The organism is Prevotella sp. P3-122 (assembly GCF_002251365.1).
GTDB lineage: Bacteria > Bacteroidota > Bacteroidia > Bacteroidales > Bacteroidaceae > Prevotella.
In genome coordinates, this window is sequence record NZ_NPJH01000053.1 from 20,838 (window position 1) to 37,958 (window position 17,121).

Here is a 17,121-nt window from a genome sequence, read left to right on the forward strand (position 1 = left end):
TTATAAGTGCTGTTACCTCACAAAGACCTTCTTTGTCGTGCCGTCGCTATACCTTATTATATTAAGGCCCTTGCCGGTTTTGCTCTTTGCAACGCCATCAGCCGTCCATATTCCGACAACCGTCTTGCCTCCATCGGCATTGCCATCATTAAGACTTACAGGTTCTATGCCCGTAGCGATGGCCGCCTTGCGGTAAGCCTCCAGCTCATCCTCGCTGAAAATTATCCATTGCTGTGCCGTTGCGCTGTTGCTATAGTTGAATTTGGCCTGCTCAAGCATGCCAAATCCCGACTTTCCGACATACACCTTTGCACCTACGGCCTTATTGCCGCCATCGTTCCATGTCAGCCAATATCCGTGGGTAGCGAACGCGCTGCTTCCCACTCCAAGGGTCACGTCCGTTCTGTCGGGCATCAGCTGGAACTGCTCTGTTGACGAAGGTGTGGACGTCTGCTTCAATGTCACGTATGTCGACGATGAGGAGTGGGTGAGATACTTACCCGTCACAGCATTCTTAAACCTGTAATATCCCTGAGACGGCACAAACTCCATGTACCATGCCGCGGAGTCGCTGACGGTCTCGTCTGTGAGGCACGGTTTCCATCCAACCACCGTTGAGTTGACCTGCGCCAGCAGTCCCTCGCCCAGTCCACGGTCGGCATGCTTGTTCATAAGGTAGTACTTCTTCGAGTCATCAAAATTATATGTGTAGCCGGCGATGCCGTTCACATGACTGGTTGTTGGGCACAGGCCGTCAATGAAGAGTCCGTATAGTATGCACATGCCACCAATATACTGCAGTTCGCTGTGCTTGTCTTTGTCCGCACCGTTTACCAGCCAGTCGTAAGTAGCACTGGAGCCCCATCCGTGTGTCCGGTCACCAGTGAAGTAAAGGTCATCAGAAACCCTGTTCTCAAGGAAGTTCAGCACGTCGTTGGCTTCTCTTCCGAGCCATTTGCCCGAGCTGGTATTCTGACGTGTGTCGGCACAGTCGTACCATATCCAGTGGGTTCCCACTCCAACGCCATGTCCAGTCTCATGCAGGACAGTACCGATAGCCTGATAAGCCGCATTGGGGCCAATCCGCATCCAACCGCCATAGCTGCAGTCGGCCGTAGGAGTTCCCGAGCCATAATTGCCAGTCAGATGGAAGCCCCTTATTCCGGTCCACTCATTGAAATAGTCTATGGTCTCCTTTATCGCGTTGCGGCAGCGTGTGTTTGCAGCATCGTCTGGCGCGCCCTCGTTCCACGACCATGTGCATCCGCCCTTCGGATGTGTCACTATCTTTATCTCGTCGCCATAGGCAACAGTATAGGTTGAGTTCATCACGTATGGGCGTGCATAATATACCGTCGCGGGCTTCATGCCCTTGATGTGGAAAATATAACCATTGAGCGAGAACGACTTGGTGGTCCTATTGTCCAGGACAGTAGGATTATGGTCTGTGCTCCAGCATACTCCCCTCTCCAGAATATTCGAGCCCGTCATGGTTGCGCGCACGAGAGCCTCCGTAGCACCGGTCGCCACATACTTGTGGATGAATGTCACGGCAGGTGCAACTCCTGTGCCCGGTGTAGCATTGGCGATGTTGAATGCCAGCACAGCCTTGTCAAGCTGCTCTATCTCCGCATACAGGTCCTCAGCCTTTACCTCTGCATTCTGTGCAAGCGCCTTTGCCTTGTCTATTTCTGCCAGCAGGGCCGCAGCCTCGTTCTTTGCTGCGTCATAGGCAGTCTCGGCCTTTCCTATCGCCTCGACAAGAGCATTGTAGTCAGACACCGACTCGCCAGCCTTCCTGATGGCATCCTTGATGGCCTTTACCGCAGCCTGTATGTCAGCCTCCTCAGAGTCAGCATTTATAGCCTTCGCCTGTGTCAATGCCGAAGCCAGCTCGTCGGCAGCCGTCTTGCTCATCATGCTGCCCTGTTTTACCTCGGCGTCAGCTATGAGTCGCTGCATCTCTGCCATCAGGACACTCTCGGTGATATGGCCTACAAGGCTCAGTCTGAAGTTGTCAACAGCAAGCCAGTTGCCTATTGCGCCAACGGCCCTGTAGCCAACCACTGCCTCGCCCGTGAGGTTGGTGAATTTCACGCTATAGTCGGCAGGAGTATACACATCTGTCTCGCTGTCGTCAGCGAACACCACTGTTCCCGCACATTTCTGTGTCGTTGATGCCTGATTGAGGTTCTGGGCTCCAACAGTGAGCACATACACGCCGTTTGGCAAAGCTATGGTCTGGCTTACTGACGCGTCGCCGACCTTATTTCCCGAGCTTACCCATTTCTCAATATATGTGGAACCGGCCTTTTTGGTGAATGACGAATTGGTCTGTGTGACCAGTCCGTCGCATGTCCATCCGTTGGTTCCGTCCTCGAAGCTTGGGTTCTTGATATACTCAGTAACGTCTAAGGGGTTGTCCTCACTGACATTGTTCTTGCGGTATACGCTCACGGCATTCTTCAGTGCGAGGGATGCCTCGAGAACTTCCACGACACTGGCGTCGGCAGCATCGGCAACGCTCTGCGCAGCATTGATGGACGCAAGCAGTTCCTGAGCACCCACTCCGCTACCATCAGCATACAGGCTGTTGGCTGTAGAGATTGTGGACAAAAGGTCGGTCTTGTCTACGGCCATGTCCTCGCCAACAAGCTGAACATAGTCCACGACGAGCTTTGCCGAGTTGGCAGAGCCTCCGGCCGCGGCCTTCATGCCGAACCTGATTTTTCCTGTCGTTGTCTTTGTCAGAGTGAACGTTATCTTGTCCAATGTCCATTGTCCTACTGCATACGACGTAACGGTAGAGTTTACGGATGTTCCCGATGATGGCACCCATGCCACCTGTGACTCCGCAGGCGTAGCGCTTCCGCCGTTGTATGTGGGGACATTCAGGGTATATGTTCCTGCGGGCAGCGTCACTGTCTGATAGAAGGCGAACGTTTGCTCCCATCCCGTAGAGATGGCGAGACCACCACCCGCCTTGCCGTCATAACCGGCTTTAGGCACCGAGGCACCATTGAAAGTGCCGCCGAAGCCATACTCATAGGTACCAACGATGGTGTAGTTGGCTGACAGGTCGGCTGTCCACCCTTTGACATCGAGCAATTCCTGAGCAACGGCTGTCGACTGGGATGCCGTATAGTCAAAATACTGATTGAAATCATAATTGGCCAGATAATACTTTGACACATCCGTCTGGGCATGGGCAAGTATTCCTACCAGCAAAAACAAGTTAGTTAGAATAAATTTTCTCATCTTGCAATTATTTAGGTTTTCTATATTTTCTTCTGCAAATATACATAAAAAAGACGAATTGTAAGCCATTCAGTATAAAGAAGTTATTATTCTTTAGAGGGAAATACAATATTTTCCCCGTATTCAAACCATAATAACATTGCATCTTCATTACGGACGCATATGTCTGGGATAGCTATCACCCCTTCTTGACATTTCCGTTCTTTGAGAGCGTCAAAGAGGTCTGCTGCAGCTGCCTGTTTAGATGATCAAAGACTACAGCGGGATTTATCCTGCGTCCCTTGAAGAACACCTCAAAATGCAAGTGCTCAGTAGTGGCCCTGCCAGTACGGCCTGTGAGTCCAATCACCTGGCCAGCCTTTACTTTGTCTCCTACCTTCACAAGGTTCTTCGACTGGTGGCTGTACAATGTCTCAAAACCGTATGCGTGCCTTATACGGATGCAGTTGCCATAGCCATAGTATGGCCCTGACTGCGTGACAATGCCATTGAATGCAGACACTATCTCATCGTTCGGACGAGTCTTCAGGTCAACACCCGAATGACGGCGCTTACCTCCATAAGGACTGATAACCTTGGCACCAGGCAAGGGGTATGCCCAATGCTGTTCCTCAATATTCCGAAGGTCGAGCTTGAATGTATTCTTGTCCTTAAAAGGGTCCTCGTCAAGGTCAGCCATGAGCTTACGGCCCTTTGCCGCAGGTTCCTTTGTCAGCACCGCAATGTTCACGCGGTTGGCATTTTTCCTGCACTGCACAGTCTGCTTACGCAACTTATGCGTGGAGATGGCGATAATGGTCTCAGGATTAATCTTCGCACCATTTACCATGATGCTGAAAGTGAGAAACGTCTTGTCATCCTGCCCCCCGACAATGGCTATCGTATTTCCTGCTTTCACCTCCTGTCCGACCTTTACCAGGTTCTGGGCATTATGAGCATAAACGGTCTCCAGTCCATTGTGGTGTCTCACAACAATGACATTACCATGACCGGAAATATGACGCGAGAGTCTTACCGTTCCATCGAACATTGCCTTCACGGCATCACCCTTGGCGGTTTCTATCTGCAATTCGCTGCCATTAGAGACAGCCTTGCCTACTGGCAACGGAAACGAATACTCACTGTCGCGGACAAGCGTGAAGTCGATATTGAACATGTCACTCTTGGCAAACAGTCCAGGAGTGGCAATGCTAATCTGCTGCTGTTCCGCCGCAGTGAACTTGTCGGTGGACGACGAGGTTAGGAACAGCACGGACATCACTATCAATAGCATTGACATTGCCTGTCCACACATGCTGTGCCATACCATATGTACCGCAGGTATGTTATTGAATAAACGGTTGATATTAAAGTATTTCAAAGAATTCTGTTTCATTAGGTTTGCTGTTCTATCATTATTGCTGTATATATTCGCCCAGACTCCTTACCAAGTCTTCGGGCAGAGAAGAAATCGTCTGTTGCCGCAAACGTATCTATTCCTGCCATCTGTATGTTCTCTGCAAGTACGCCTGAGGCAACAAGCTGCTGTCTGTTGCATTCGGGAAGGTCTATGTGCCATTTGTCATAGAGCCGCGCAACCTTATCCATATCGAAGCCTGCCTGAGCAAATTCCTCATACACCTCATGCCCAACCTCAAAGCTTTCCAATAAGATGCCTGGGCCAATGACGGCATGTAATGCGGAGGCGTCACTACCAAAGGCCACACGCATCTCACTTATGGCCTTCATCGTTATATACTGTACCGTGCCGCGCCATCCCGCATGCACAGCGCAGGCAGCATGATGAGCAGCATCATACAAAAGCACGGGTATGCAATCGGCTGTAGAGACTCCAATGCACACTCCCTGTTCTGAGGTCATTATTCCGTCCACACCATCGAGAAGCATGTCGCGGTCAGAGGGCTTCAACAAGAAAAAGTCGGGGCCGACAATACGGAAGGCGGCCTCGTGTATCTGGTGCGGCATGAGTATATGGTCGGAAGCAATGCCGAGTTCCCTGGCCAAAGCCTCCTTGTTGGCATTCACGGCAGCAGGCTCATCACCACAATAATGGTTGATATTGAATGAGGAGTAAGGTCCCTGCCCCACTCCACCATGCCGGGTTGTCGAGAAAGCCCTGACTCCATCCGCTATATCGTAGGAGAGCAACTGCGGCTTACTCTTCATCGTAGTCCTCCTCGTACTCGTAGTCCTCGAGTTCGTCGATATCCTCTATATCCTCCTCGTCAACAAATTCAATATCCTCTCCTTCGTCCTGCATCTCGACAAGGAACTTCGACATGTCCTTGTCACGGTGTACGAGCGTATCCTCGGACGTAATGTCCTGTAGTTTGTTGCTCTCGCTGTTCAGCTCACGCCACAGCACATCCTTCAGTTCCGCCATTCCAAGACCTGTAACAGATGATATAAATACCACCGGCAGGTCGTCGGGCAGATGCTCGCGCAGCATCTCCATGAGTTCCTCGTCAAGAAGGTCGCACTTCGTCACGGCGAGGACCCTGTGCTTGTCGAGCATCTCGGGATTGAACTGCTTCAGTTCGTTGAGCAGCACCTCGTATTCACGCTTTATGTCATCGGTATCTCCGGGAACCATGAAAAGTAGAAGCGAGTTTCGCTCTATATGTCTCAGGAACCTCAGTCCGAGTCCCTTACCCTCACTTGCTCCCTCGATGATGCCCGGTATGTCAGCCATAACAAACGACTTGTTGTCGTGGTAGGCAACGATGCCGAGACTTGGCTCAAGGGTGGTAAAAGGATAATTGGCAATCTTCGGACGCGCACTGGAGAGTGCCGACAGCAGTGTGGACTTACCAGCGTTGGGGAAACCAACAAGACCAACATCGGCAAGGAGCTTCAGCTCCATGATGACGGTACGCTCCTGCATGGGCTCGCCAGGCTGTGCGAAGCGCGGTGCCTGATTGGTGGCCGTACGGAACTGGAAGTTGCCCAGTCCACCCCTACCACCTTTCAGCAGTACCACCTCCTGTCCGTCGTAAGTGACATCACAGATGTATTTTCCAGTCTCGGCATCATATACCACGGTACCGCACGGTACGTCTATATACTGGTCCTTGCCATCTGTGCCATGACATTTGTCACGCCCGCCATTACCGCCATGCTCTGCAAAGACGTGCCTTTGATACTTTAAGTGGAGCAGCGTCCAATAGTTGTGGTTGCCACGGAGTATTATGTCACCACCCCTTCCACCGTCACCACCGTCGGGACCGCCGTTGGGATTGTATTTGACATGCCTGAGGTGCATAGAGCCTTTGCCACCCTTACCAGAGCGGCAGTATATCTTTACATAATCTACAAAATTTGATTCGGCCATGTTTTAAATGAAGAGTGAAGAATGAAGCGTGAAGAATCCAAGAGGGAAAAGGAGTTAAGTGAAGAATGAAGGAGTTAAATGAAGAGGGAAGAGTGAAGAATCCAAGAGTGAAAAGGAGTTATGTAAAGAGGGAAGAATCCATATGTAACCCGCATTCGGAAGTGCATTCTACACTTACCATTTGAATTCTTCACTCTTCACTCTTTACTTAAAATTACAATTCATCGATGATTTTGCAGACATCAGCGAATATTTCCTCAAGGATGCCATAGCTCTTAACATAATGGTGAAGTCCCTCTTTCTTGTACCAGTCAATGAGCGGAGCTGTCTGACTTTTGTAAACGGCGAGCCGCTTGTTGATAGTCTCCTCATTGTCGTCTGAGCGTCCCTGCTCCTTGCCACGGTTGAGCAGTCGTGCCATGAGGATATCCTCTGGAGCATACAGCTCTATCATAGCTGCTATACAATGTCCTCTATCAGCGAGCATCTTCTTCAGGGCCTCAGCCTGCGGAATAGTTCTTGGGAAACCATCGAAGATTATCCCCTTATGTTCCTTTCCAAAGCTGTCATAGACACTGGCAAGAATATCAATCATCAGTTCATCCGGTATGAGCTGTCCGTTGTCGATAAAACCCTTGGCCGTCTTGCCAAGCTCTGTTCCATTCTTTATCTCGGCACGCAACACGTCTCCTGTAGAGATATGTCCAAAACCGTACTTATTGATCATCAGTTCGCTCTGTGTGCCCTTGCCTGAACCAGGAGCACCGAAAATAACAATATTCTTCATGATTTTATTCCACTAATGTATAAATATCTCTTAAGTTTCGACCCTGCTGGTCGTAGTCAAGACCATAGCCCACAATGAAGTCGTTTGGTATTTCCATCGCCACATACTCAACGTTCAGGGGCACCTGTAGCTTGCCTGGTTTGAGAAGCAACGTGCAAACATGTACCGACTCTGGGCCACGGGTGCCAAGAGTCTCTATCATGCGCTTGATGGTGAAGCCCGTGTCCACGATGTCCTCAAGGATGACAACCGTCCTTCCGGCGAGTTCCTCGTTAAGTCCTATAACCTCCTTGATGACTCCCGTCGATGTCGTTCCCTGGTAAGAAGCCAGTTTCACAAACGATATCTCACAGGGTATGGTGATATACCTCATAAGGTCCGCCGCAAATATGAACGAACCATTGAGAACAGCGAGAAAGAGAGGGTTCTTGTCGGCCAAGTCTTTGTTAATCCTCTCTGCGACAGCCTTAACCCTTTCTGTAATCTGGTCTTCAGGGATAAACGTTCTGAACGTCTTATCCTTGATTTTAACAATACTCATTGTGTGACTTTGATTATTTATTGTGGCAAAGTTAGTGCAAAACGGGGGAATATCAAAATATTCTTCACGTTTTTTATAACATCAGAGCCTGCACATATGTAAAATTACTAAAAATATGGCCTCAGATAAGCCATGATTAGTAATAATTTTGTATTTTTGCATCGTTATGAAGATTTTCACCTCTGCTCAAATTCACGAGCATGACAAATACACCATTGAGCACGAACCCATCTCGTCTGTTGACCTGATGGAGAGGGCAGCCAAGGCCATCACTCATGCCATTGCAGAGAGATGGGCTGCGAATACTCCCGTCGTGGTGTTTGCCGGGCCTGGCAACAATGGCGGCGACGCACTTGCTGTAGCAAGAATGCTCGCAGACAAGGGCTATCAGGTAAGAGTATACCTGTTCAATATCCACAACAACCTGTCTGCCGACTGTTCAGTCAACAGGAAACGACTTAACGAGAGCAAGAAGATAAAGTCGTTCTCCGAGATTAGCCTCAACTTCGACCCCCCTCAGCTCACAGAGGACACCCTTGTTGTCGATGGACTGTTCGGGTCAGGACTGAACAAACCGCTGTCTGGAGGCTTCGCATCGCTTGTAAAGTATATCAACCAGTCACCATCCAAGGTTGTCAGCATCGACATTCCGTCGGGGCTGATGTGCGAGGACAACACCTACAACATCAGGACAAACATTATCCGAGCCGATGTTACGCTAACATTGCAGTACAAGAAACTCGCAATGATGTTTGCTGACAACCAGCCGTATATCGGCAAGCTTCAAATCCTAGACATAGGACTGAGCAAGGAATATGCCGACAATACAGAATGCAAGTACTGCATCGTAGACGAGGCCGATATCAGGACACTCGTCAGGCCAAGGCCAGACTTCGTACACAAGGGAAGTATGGGCAACGCGCTCATCGTGGCAGGCAGCTACGGCATGGCAGGCGCAGCAGTACTGGCAACGAAAGCCTGTCTGAGAAGCGGTGCCGGGAAAGTAACCACACGCACGCCAAAAAACAACTGCATGATAATGCAAATCGCCGTACCGGAGGCCGTACTGTCCATAGACCCTGATGCAGAAGTGTTATCTGAGTCTGCAAGCGCCGACGACATCGACGCGCTGGGCATAGGACCGGGACTTGGGCAGGCAGAGACCACAGCCGTGGCCCTGATTGGACAATTCAAGCGCACCCACTGTCCGATAGTTGCGGATGCTGATGCGCTCAACATCCTTGCCAACCATCGCGCCTGGCTACAGCAGTTGCCTAAAAACATCATCATGACTCCACACCCCAAAGAGATGGACAAACTTGCCAGCAACGCTGCCAATGGCGACTACGACAGGCTTGCCAAGGCATTGGACTTTGCCGAGAGGCATGATGCCTTCATCATCCTGAAAGGACACTATACAGCTGTCTGCACACCACAGGGAAAGGTCTTCTTCAACAACACAGGCAATAGCGGAATGGCAACGGCAGGAAGCGGCGACGTGCTCACAGGCATACTTACAGGACTGCTTGCCCGAGGCTACAGCGAGGAACAGGCTTGCCTGCTGGGAGTATACCTTCATGGGCTGGCGGGCGACATTGCCGCCGGCAAGCTGGGCAAGGAAAGCCTTATCGCAAGCGACATTATAGACCATCTACCGATGGCTTTCAGAAGCATACAAGAATAAAAACAACATAGCATCATGAGAAAACTCTTATCGACAACCCTGCTTTCTGCACTCGCCATCTTCTGCGCAAAAGCCCAGACGGCCGAGGAAGCTATATCCTACTACCTGCCGAAAACAGCTATACACATCAATCTGCTCATTGAGAAAACAACATACGAGCCAGGACAATTCGCACCCTACGCCAGAAAATACATGAAGCTCGACAACGTCCAGCTGGCACCATCCACTACCTACCGCATCATCAAGACTGACATGTATGCCGTTGCAGAGCCTGACTCAGCAAAGCAGTTCAAGCTAAGTCTTGACAAGAAGCACCACGTCGTAAAGGCCGTAAGGTCTGACAACGGACTATTGCTGGCCATAAATGCCGATGCCAAGAGCGCGAAGCCATTGCCAACATTCACTCCGTCACCACAGAAGGCACCTCTCAACCCTAAGGACTACATGTCGCAAGACATTATCTCTGCAACAAGCACGGCAAAGATGGCCGAGCTAACAGCAAATGAGATCTACGACATCAGGGACAGCAGGACACAGCTGTCAAGGGGCGAGGCCGACTTCATGCCAAAGGATGGGGCGCAGCTAAGGATTATGATGAACGAGCTTGACACCCAGGAGAAAGCCCTATTACAGGTATTCGCAGGAACGACACGCAAGGACACCACCCTGGCAACGCTATACTTCGTGCCGAGAAACGAGACCGAACGCGAATTGCTTTTCCGCTTCAGCAAGTACTTCGGACTTGTCGATACAGACGACCTTTCGGGCACACCTTATTATATTGGCATAGCCAAGACCAAGGCTGTAGATAACGATGCTGACCCGGAAGCAGAGAAGAAAGACAAGAACGACATAGGGCTAAGGGTAAACATCCCGGCGAAAATGGAAGCAACAATATTCGCAGCCAACAAATCGCAGTTGGCAAGGAAAGTCTTCACAGCCCCACAGTTTGGCAAGGTGGAAGCACTTAGCGGTGAGCTGTTCGGAAAGAAGCAGAGCAGCAAGCTAATCCTCGATCCACTCAACGGAAGCATTCTGAGCATAGAGGCACTGCCTTTAGAGAAATAAGCAATAGTTCCCACGAGCTGAAACCACAACAATAACATAGCCCAAGACAGAGCATATCGGCGCCCTGGGTATAAGTTCGGTGGAAAAACATGGCAATGCTTTGCGTAGGCAAATGCAAAGCTTTGCGTGGACGGATGCAATGCTTTGCGTTGGCGCATGCAAAGCTTTGCGTGGGCAGATGCAATGCTTTGCTCTGAGATATGCAAAACTGGCACAGAAATCGTTAGTCCTATTCTGGATAAGAGAATTAGTCCTATTCTGGATAAGAGAAATGGAGGAAAGACTCGACATACAAGTCACTGTAGCCCCCAGGAAATTTCTGCTGAACCTGAATATAATCAATGCGCGTGAGGCATAGCACACAAGCTGAAGTAATTGGCTATAACAATAACAAGCGGCCCTAAAGTCCATCAGACTTCTGGTCCGCTTGTTCTGTATTCTCTGCTATGGTCTTTTATTTCTTTGCCTTTTTCGCCTTCTTATCTATTTTTGCCCATTCTTTGGCACCACGCTCTTTCAGCTTGGCCGTTGCAGCCTTGGCTGCTGCCTCGGCAGCAGCTTCATCCTCTGGAGAGGCAAAGGCATGCCTATACCCCTTGACATCATTCCAGTGGCCGCGAGTGAAGTCGGGGAAGGCAACAGCAGCACAGCCATTGTCCATCGACAGTGCACCAAGCTCGGCAAGGCAGCACCACTCAGCCATGTCATAGACATCCATGTCAAGTGGCAGTCCGTTCTGCATACAATATACCAGTCTGCTATCCATAATGAAGTCCATACCGCCATGGCCTCCAACCTCCTTAGCCATCTCGCCATATTTCTTCAATATCGGGTGCTGGTACTTTGCTACCAAGGAGGCAGCCTCTGCCTGTGGAAGGAACGAGTGGGTATTAAGATTGTCCACCTGTGGCTGAACGCCCGATGCGGCCATCTGCTTTGAGTCTAAAGCATATCCCTCTACAGGATACTTGTTGGCGAAACCTCTTGTACCCGTGAGCTGATACAGACGGTTGTATGGCTGAGGGCTCATCACGTTGTGCTGTATCTCTATAACTTTACCGTTGGTTGTGCGGATAAGCGTAGTGGTATGGTCACCATTGCGGAAGCTGTCGCACTTCTCACCTGTAGCCTTTTCCACCAGTTCCACTCCGTGAACTGACTTGGTATCCATGGCAACGAGCGTAGCCATGCGGTCGCCACGGTGTATGTCGAGAGCCTGAGCAACAGGACCGAGTCCATGGGTAGCATACAGGTCGCCACGGCTCTCCATGTTGTATCGCAGTCTCCATCCGAGTTTATCGGTGGCATCAGTCTTCCAATAGTAATCCCAAAAGTCATCAAGGTTATGGATGTATGCTCCCTGTGCACGCAGCACCTCACCGAACACTCCGTGCTGTGCCATGTTCAGAGTATTCATCTCGAACCAGTCATAGCAGCAGTTCTCCAGAATGAAGCAATGCTTGCGTGTAGTCTCCGAAAGGTTGATGAGTTCCCAGCACTGCTCAAGGTTCATTGCCGACGGAACCTCTATGGCCACATGCTTACCATGCTCCAGCGCATACTTTGCAATCGGAAAATGATGTACCCAGTCTGCGGCTATATACACGAGATCTATATCCTCACGCTCGCACAATGGCTTGTAGCCTTCCTCACCCGAATATATTGCTGCTGGCGGAAGGCTGGCCTTGCGCAGCATTTCCTGACATTTCACCGCACGTGCCTCCTCGTAGTCGCACAGGGCAACAATGTGGGTACCAGGAATATATGTAAAGCGTTCCACTGCACCGGGACCTCTCATTCCGAGACCCACAAAACCCACTCTCACAACATCCATCTTTGGAGCCGTGAGCCCTATTACCGACTGCTGCCCGGCAGGACGCTCAGGCGAGTCAACTACTATGGTTCCCTTGTTCCAATGCCACTTGGTAGAAGACGACAGGGACTGTGCGGCCACATGAGCCGGAACAAGCACGGCTGTTGCCGCCAAGAGGATTGCAGACATTGCCAAACGAATTGTTCTCATATTTATCTATATCTTAAAAGGTTTAGATAAAAAAAAGGGATGACCACCCACATGAGTGTGCGTCATCCCTATGCAGAATATGATAAGTGAAATACTAATTACTGCTGTGCGAGCTTGCCATCAGAACCGAGCACGTTCACAATCTTGTGGATGTACATCTTCTTCATGTTCTCACGAGCAGGCTTCAGATACTGACGTGGGTCGAAGTCTCCAGGATGCTCAGCGAGGTGCTGACGGATTGCAGCAGTCATGGCCAGACGAGAGTCAGAGTCGATGTTGATCTTGCAAACAGCCGACTTAGCAGCCTGACGGAGCTGGTCTTCTGGAATACCGATAGCGTCTGGCAACTTGCCACCGAACTTGTTGATGGTAGCAACCTCGTCCTGTGGTACAGAAGAAGAACCGTGGAGAACGATTGGGAATCCAGGGAGCTTCTGCTCAATCTCGGCAAGGATGTCGAATGCCAATGGAGGAGGAACGAGCAGACCTGTCTTCGGGTCGCGTGTGCACTGTTCTGGAGTGAACTTGTATGCACCGTGAGAAGTACCGATAGAGATAGCGAGTGAGTCGCAACCTGTGCGTGTAGCGAAGTCGATTACTTCCTCAGGCTTTGTGTAGTGAGACTCAGCGGCAGAAACCTCGTCCTCAACACCTGCGAGAACACCGAGCTCAGCCTCTACAGTCACGTCATACTGGTGAGCGTAGTCAACAACCTTCTTTGCGAGAGCCACGTTCTCCTCGTATGGGAGGTGAGAACCGTCGATCATTACAGAAGAGAAGCCCATGTCGATGCAGTCCTTGCAGAGCTCGAAGCTGTCACCATGGTCGAGGTGGAGCACGATTTCAGGATGCTCGCAGCCAAGTTCCTTTGCATACTGTACAGCACCTTCGGCCATATAGCGGAGGATAGTAGCGTTGGCATAGTTGCGTGCGCCCTTAGAAACCTGCATGATAACAGGAGACTTTGTCTCAACAGCTGCCTGGACGATGGCCTGCATCTGCTCCATTGTGTTGAAGTTGAATGCTGGGATGGCATAGCCACCAGCTACTGCTCTTTTGAACATCTCACGGGTGTTCACAAGACCCAAATCTTTGTAATTTACCATAACTTTTTATTGATATTTAAACGAAACTACTATATCTAAAACGCTTGCAAATTTAACAATTTAATTCCTCATAACAAAATGTTGGGCGTTTAATTAATGTTTCGGCAAAGTTAAAAAGTTGAATATTGCCACATTACACGAACTTCACGCTTGTTTTGCAAAGCAGAATTGGCAAACGCCCTAGTTGTCTGTTCCGACTCAGCTCTTGCGGCTCAGCTCAGAGGCATAGAGCAAAACTATGAAATATCCGATAAAAGGTATCAGGAACGGAACCACGAGATTAGTCTGGTCGGCCACATAGCCCATAAGCAGGAAGAAGCAGCCACCGATAGGGGTCATCATCAGAAGCGACGAGGCACTCTTGGTCAGATTGCCAAGTCCCTGGAGCGACAGCGAGAAGATGGTAGGGAACATTATGGCCTCGAAAAGATAATTGGCTATCAGGGCATACATAGACCAATGGCCAATATCGAGAAGCACCACTCCCAAACAGGACACGCTGCCCAATGAGCAATACATCAGCATGCGCTCGGCAGGTATGCGGCGCATAATCCAGCTGCCCAGGAAACGCCCTACCATAAAGAACCCAAGGGCAACGGTAAGCACCATCGACGCAGAGTTGTCATCCATCCAGCCCTGCCCGGTAACGAAGTTGATGAAGTAGCTGTTGATGGAAATCTCAGCTATCTCGTAAGCCAGCAGCGAGAACAGTCCGAAGACAAACATCGGGTGATGCTTGAACAGTTTCATAATCCTCGTATCCTTGATGCGGTCTTCTTCTGTCTCCTCATGCTTAATCTCGGGCAGATGCACGCGCGAGAATACCACGGCGATGACCATCACAAGGATGCCAAGCAGCGTATATGGCACCACAACGTCGCCGCCCTCATTGGAGCCGTTAAAGAGGAACTGACCTACCACATAGGTGGCAAACAGGCAACCCAAGCCGTTGAAAGACTGAGAGAAGTTCAGTCGGCTGGAAGCTGTGGCCTTATCGCCAAGCTCCGAGGCATACGGGTTGGCGGCAGTCTCCAGAAACACCAGTCCGCAACCGATGATGAACAGAGGCAGCAGGAAGGCATAGAAAGTACCTATGGCTGCACCTGGAATGAACATCAGCGAGCCCAGTGCAAACAAGGCAAGGCCGAACACCACGCCACGGCGATAACCCTGACGGTTGATGAACCATCCGGCAGGAATGGCGGTAAGGAAATAGCCAAGATATGTTGTCACCTGAATGAGCGACGACTGCGTAAGGCTGATGTCAAGGGCATTCTGGAAATGCTTGTTCAACACGTCGAGTATCGCACGGGCGAAACCCCATAGGAAGAACAGGGAGGTTATGAGTGCGAAGGGCACTACATAGCGTCTGTCTGTCAAGGTCGGTCTGTATTGTCTCATACTTATCTTATTGGTTTATTTCAATGCCGCATGAAGAGCAGCGTGACTGCATCCCCATCTTCATAAAAACGTAAGTTCTCGGCAAAAATTGCATTCTGGCATCGCAATTTCCACAAAAACCTACATTGACTCTCTCGAGCACTTCTTAGCAACCTACATTAAACTTTAAACTCAAAAAACACATTCTTTCAATAATATTTTTACTATCTTTGCACTATCGAACCTAAACAAGAACATTATGACTGACAAGACTATCAAAAGATGTTGCCAGCTACTGGCACTACTCATGACTGTTTCTGCCGCAACGCTCTCTGCACAGAACAAAGGAAAGAGATGGCAGAGGAAGGCTGACACATTCGCACCAAAAACTTTTCAAATTGTCACCACCCAGGAACAGCAGACCATTGAGCACTTCGGAGCATCGGACGCATGGAGCATGCTGTTTCTGGGACTATGGCCGGAAGATCAGCAAAGACAGATTGCAGACTGGCTGTTCAGCTGCGAGAACGACGTGACGGGAAAGCCCAAGGGCATCGGACTGTCACTATGGCGCATGAACCTTGGAGCAGGAAGTTGGGAACAGGGTGACTCGGCACAGATAAATCAGGGCACACGAACAGAATGTCTGCTGCAGCCCGATGGCACATGGGACTGGACGAAACAACAGGGGCAGAGGCGGTTTCTGAAGCTTGCCAAGGAGCGAGGCGTGCCCTACCTGCTGCTGTTCTGCAACTCCGCTCCAGTGCAGTTCACCAAGAACGGATTGGCAACGAACACGGGCCGCGACGGAACAATAAACCTGAAAGACAACTGCTTCGACGACTTCGCATCGTTCCTGGCTAAGGCTACAAAGGGAATAGAGGAGCACGACGGGGTGAGGATAGACTATGTCAGTCCTGTCAACGAACCCGACGGACACTGGAACTGGCTGGGGCCCAAGCAGGAAGGCTCGCCTGCCACGAACAGGGAGATAAGCAGGCTGGCAAAGGAAACGAGCAAGGCTTTCAAGAAGGACAAGCTACAGACGGAAATCGTACTAAACGAGAGCTCCGACATCAGATGCCTGCTCGGCACATACATGGCCGGATGGGAGCGGGGCAACACCATAAGCACGCTGTTTACAAAAGACAGCGCAAAGATTTCTGTAAACGGACTGCCAAACATACCCAACATAGTGCTCGGCCACAGCTACTGGACAAACACGCCCGTAGACACCATGCGGAGCATCAGGCTCCGTCTGCGCGACACGCTGGCCAAGCACAACCTGAAATACTGGCAGAGCGAGATATGCATAATGGGCAACGACGAGGAGATTGGCGGCGGCGGCAACTTCGACTTCTCGATGAAGACTGCACTCTACGTGGCACGTGTGATGCACTACGACCTTGTATACGGCAACGCATGCAGTTGGTCATGGTGGCGCGCCTGCGGAGGCAACTACAAGGATGGACTGATAAGGATATATTCTGACGATGACATGAAGACAGGACATGCGGTAGACTCTAAACTGATGTGGGCAATGGGCAACTACAGCCGCTTTGTCAGGCCGGGAGCTGTAAGGCTGTCGGTAAAGGCATATGACAAGGATGGCAACGAGGTCAGCGAAGGTGATACACGCCCTTACGGAGCAATGCTCTCCGCCTACCGAAACAAGGACGGGAAGCTGGCTGTAGTGGCAATCAACTATTCGGAGAGCCTGCTGCCAATAAGCATCAAGGTTGACGGCAACGGAAGGAACTGGAAGCTATACCGCACGTCGGACATCTCGGCAGAGAGCCTCGCTCCTGTAGGCACAGCAGGTACGGAAATAACGTTAACCCCACGAAGCATCACAACGCTGGTGGAAGAAACAGATTGAGAGGCTCAAACCCTTTGAACCTCTCAAACCCTTCGAACCTCTCGAACCTCTCGAACCTCTCGAA

General features: G+C 50.5%; 12 protein-coding genes. 3 read left to right on the plus strand and 9 right to left on the minus strand.

Annotated features, from left to right (window positions below; translation table 11 throughout):
* Nucleotides 1–12: 12 nt before the first annotated feature.
* The 6 genes from CIL02_RS09705 to hpt all read right to left on the minus strand — a co-directional run bounded on the left by CIL02_RS09705 (nt 13) and on the right by hpt (nt 7,917).
* Nucleotides 13–3,258 (minus strand): hypothetical protein, encoded by a 3,246-nt coding sequence (locus CIL02_RS09705; protein WP_141210194.1) that lies wholly within the window; start codon nt 3,256–3,258, stop codon nt 13–15.
* 178 nt (nt 3,259–3,436) lie between these two features.
* Nucleotides 3,437–4,537 carry a M23 family metallopeptidase gene (locus CIL02_RS09710; protein ID WP_240513627.1) on the minus strand — a complete coding sequence of 367 codons (1,101 nt, stop codon included), beginning with the start codon at nt 4,535–4,537 and terminating at the stop codon, nt 3,437–3,439.
* Between the two features lie 95 nt (nt 4,538–4,632).
* A complete protein-coding gene (gene pgeF / locus CIL02_RS09715) occupies nt 4,633–5,424 on the minus strand; it encodes a peptidoglycan editing factor PgeF (protein ID WP_094401253.1) in 792 nt (263 codons plus the stop codon).
* A complete protein-coding gene (gene obgE / locus CIL02_RS09720) occupies nt 5,414–6,589 on the minus strand; it encodes a GTPase ObgE (RefSeq protein ID WP_094401255.1) in 1,176 nt (391 codons plus the stop codon). The genes pgeF and obgE overlap by 11 nt, the downstream gene beginning before the upstream one ends.
* A 214-nt stretch (nt 6,590–6,803) precedes the next feature.
* A complete protein-coding gene (locus CIL02_RS09725; RefSeq protein WP_094401257.1) occupies nt 6,804–7,376 on the minus strand; it encodes an adenylate kinase in 573 nt (190 codons plus the stop codon).
* A 4-nt stretch (nt 7,377–7,380) separates the two neighbouring features.
* A complete protein-coding gene (gene hpt, locus CIL02_RS09730; protein ID WP_094401259.1) occupies nt 7,381–7,917 on the minus strand; it encodes a hypoxanthine phosphoribosyltransferase in 537 nt (178 codons plus the stop codon).
* Nucleotides 7,918–8,083: 166 nt separating this feature from the next.
* Between hpt and CIL02_RS09735 the strand changes: the two genes are divergently transcribed.
* Both CIL02_RS09735 and CIL02_RS09740 read left to right on the plus strand, forming a co-directional pair.
* Nucleotides 8,084–9,601: an NAD(P)H-hydrate dehydratase gene (locus tag CIL02_RS09735; protein ID WP_094401261.1), complete on the plus strand. Its 1,518-nt coding sequence runs from the start codon at nt 8,084–8,086 to the stop codon at nt 9,599–9,601.
* Nucleotides 9,602–9,616: 15 nt separating this feature from the next.
* The gene (locus tag CIL02_RS09740) at nt 9,617–10,669 is read left to right on the plus strand and encodes a DUF4831 family protein (RefSeq protein ID WP_094401263.1); all 1,053 of its coding nucleotides are present in this window, start codon (nt 9,617–9,619) and stop codon (nt 10,667–10,669) included.
* A 454-nt stretch (nt 10,670–11,123) separates the two neighbouring features.
* Here the strand turns inward: CIL02_RS09740 and CIL02_RS09750 are convergent, their stop codons facing one another.
* The 3 genes from CIL02_RS09750 to CIL02_RS09760 all read right to left on the minus strand — a co-directional run bounded on the left by CIL02_RS09750 (nt 11,124) and on the right by CIL02_RS09760 (nt 15,199).
* Nucleotides 11,124–12,692: a Gfo/Idh/MocA family protein gene (locus tag CIL02_RS09750; RefSeq protein WP_094401267.1), complete on the minus strand. Its 1,569-nt coding sequence runs from the start codon at nt 12,690–12,692 to the stop codon at nt 11,124–11,126.
* A 98-nt stretch (nt 12,693–12,790) separates the two neighbouring features.
* A complete protein-coding gene (locus CIL02_RS09755) occupies nt 12,791–13,798 on the minus strand; it encodes a class II fructose-bisphosphate aldolase (RefSeq protein ID WP_094401269.1) in 1,008 nt (335 codons plus the stop codon).
* 198 nt (nt 13,799–13,996) lie between these two features.
* A complete protein-coding gene (locus CIL02_RS09760) occupies nt 13,997–15,199 on the minus strand; it encodes a sugar MFS transporter (protein ID WP_094401271.1) in 1,203 nt (400 codons plus the stop codon).
* Between the two features lie 238 nt (nt 15,200–15,437).
* On the opposite strand from CIL02_RS09760, the gene CIL02_RS09765 reads away from it, so the two are divergent.
* Complete coding sequence (locus tag CIL02_RS09765; protein ID WP_240513628.1) at nt 15,438–17,057, plus strand: glycoside hydrolase; 1,620 nt, start codon at nt 15,438–15,440, stop codon at nt 17,055–17,057.
* The last annotated feature ends 64 nt before the right edge of the window (nt 17,058–17,121 follow it).

Bases quoted from the DNA above. Each gene is read 5' to 3' on its own strand.
- CIL02_RS09705 (WP_141210194.1), bottom strand. From the start codon at position 3,258: ATGAGAAAATTTATTCTAACTAACTTGTTTTTGCTGGTAGGAATACTT.
- CIL02_RS09710 (WP_240513627.1), bottom strand. From the start codon at position 4,537: ATGTCAATGCTATTGATAGTGATGTCCGTGCTGTTCCTAACCTCGTCG.
- pgeF (WP_094401253.1), bottom strand. From the start codon at position 5,424: ATGAAGAGTAAGCCGCAGTTGCTCTCCTACGATATAGCGGATGGAGTC.
- obgE (WP_094401255.1), bottom strand. From the start codon at position 6,589: ATGGCCGAATCAAATTTTGTAGATTATGTAAAGATATACTGCCGCTCT.
- CIL02_RS09725 (WP_094401257.1), bottom strand. From the start codon at position 7,376: ATGAAGAATATTGTTATTTTCGGTGCTCCTGGTTCAGGCAAGGGCACA.
- hpt (WP_094401259.1), bottom strand. From the start codon at position 7,917: ATGAGTATTGTTAAAATCAAGGATAAGACGTTCAGAACGTTTATCCCT.
- CIL02_RS09735 (WP_094401261.1), top strand. From the start codon at position 8,084: ATGAAGATTTTCACCTCTGCTCAAATTCACGAGCATGACAAATACACC.
- CIL02_RS09740 (WP_094401263.1), top strand. From the start codon at position 9,617: ATGAGAAAACTCTTATCGACAACCCTGCTTTCTGCACTCGCCATCTTC.
- CIL02_RS09750 (WP_094401267.1), bottom strand. From the start codon at position 12,692: ATGAGAACAATTCGTTTGGCAATGTCTGCAATCCTCTTGGCGGCAACA.
- CIL02_RS09755 (WP_094401269.1), bottom strand. From the start codon at position 13,798: ATGGTAAATTACAAAGATTTGGGTCTTGTGAACACCCGTGAGATGTTC.
- CIL02_RS09760 (WP_094401271.1), bottom strand. From the start codon at position 15,199: ATGAGACAATACAGACCGACCTTGACAGACAGACGCTATGTAGTGCCC.
- CIL02_RS09765 (WP_240513628.1), top strand. From the start codon at position 15,438: ATGACTGACAAGACTATCAAAAGATGTTGCCAGCTACTGGCACTACTC.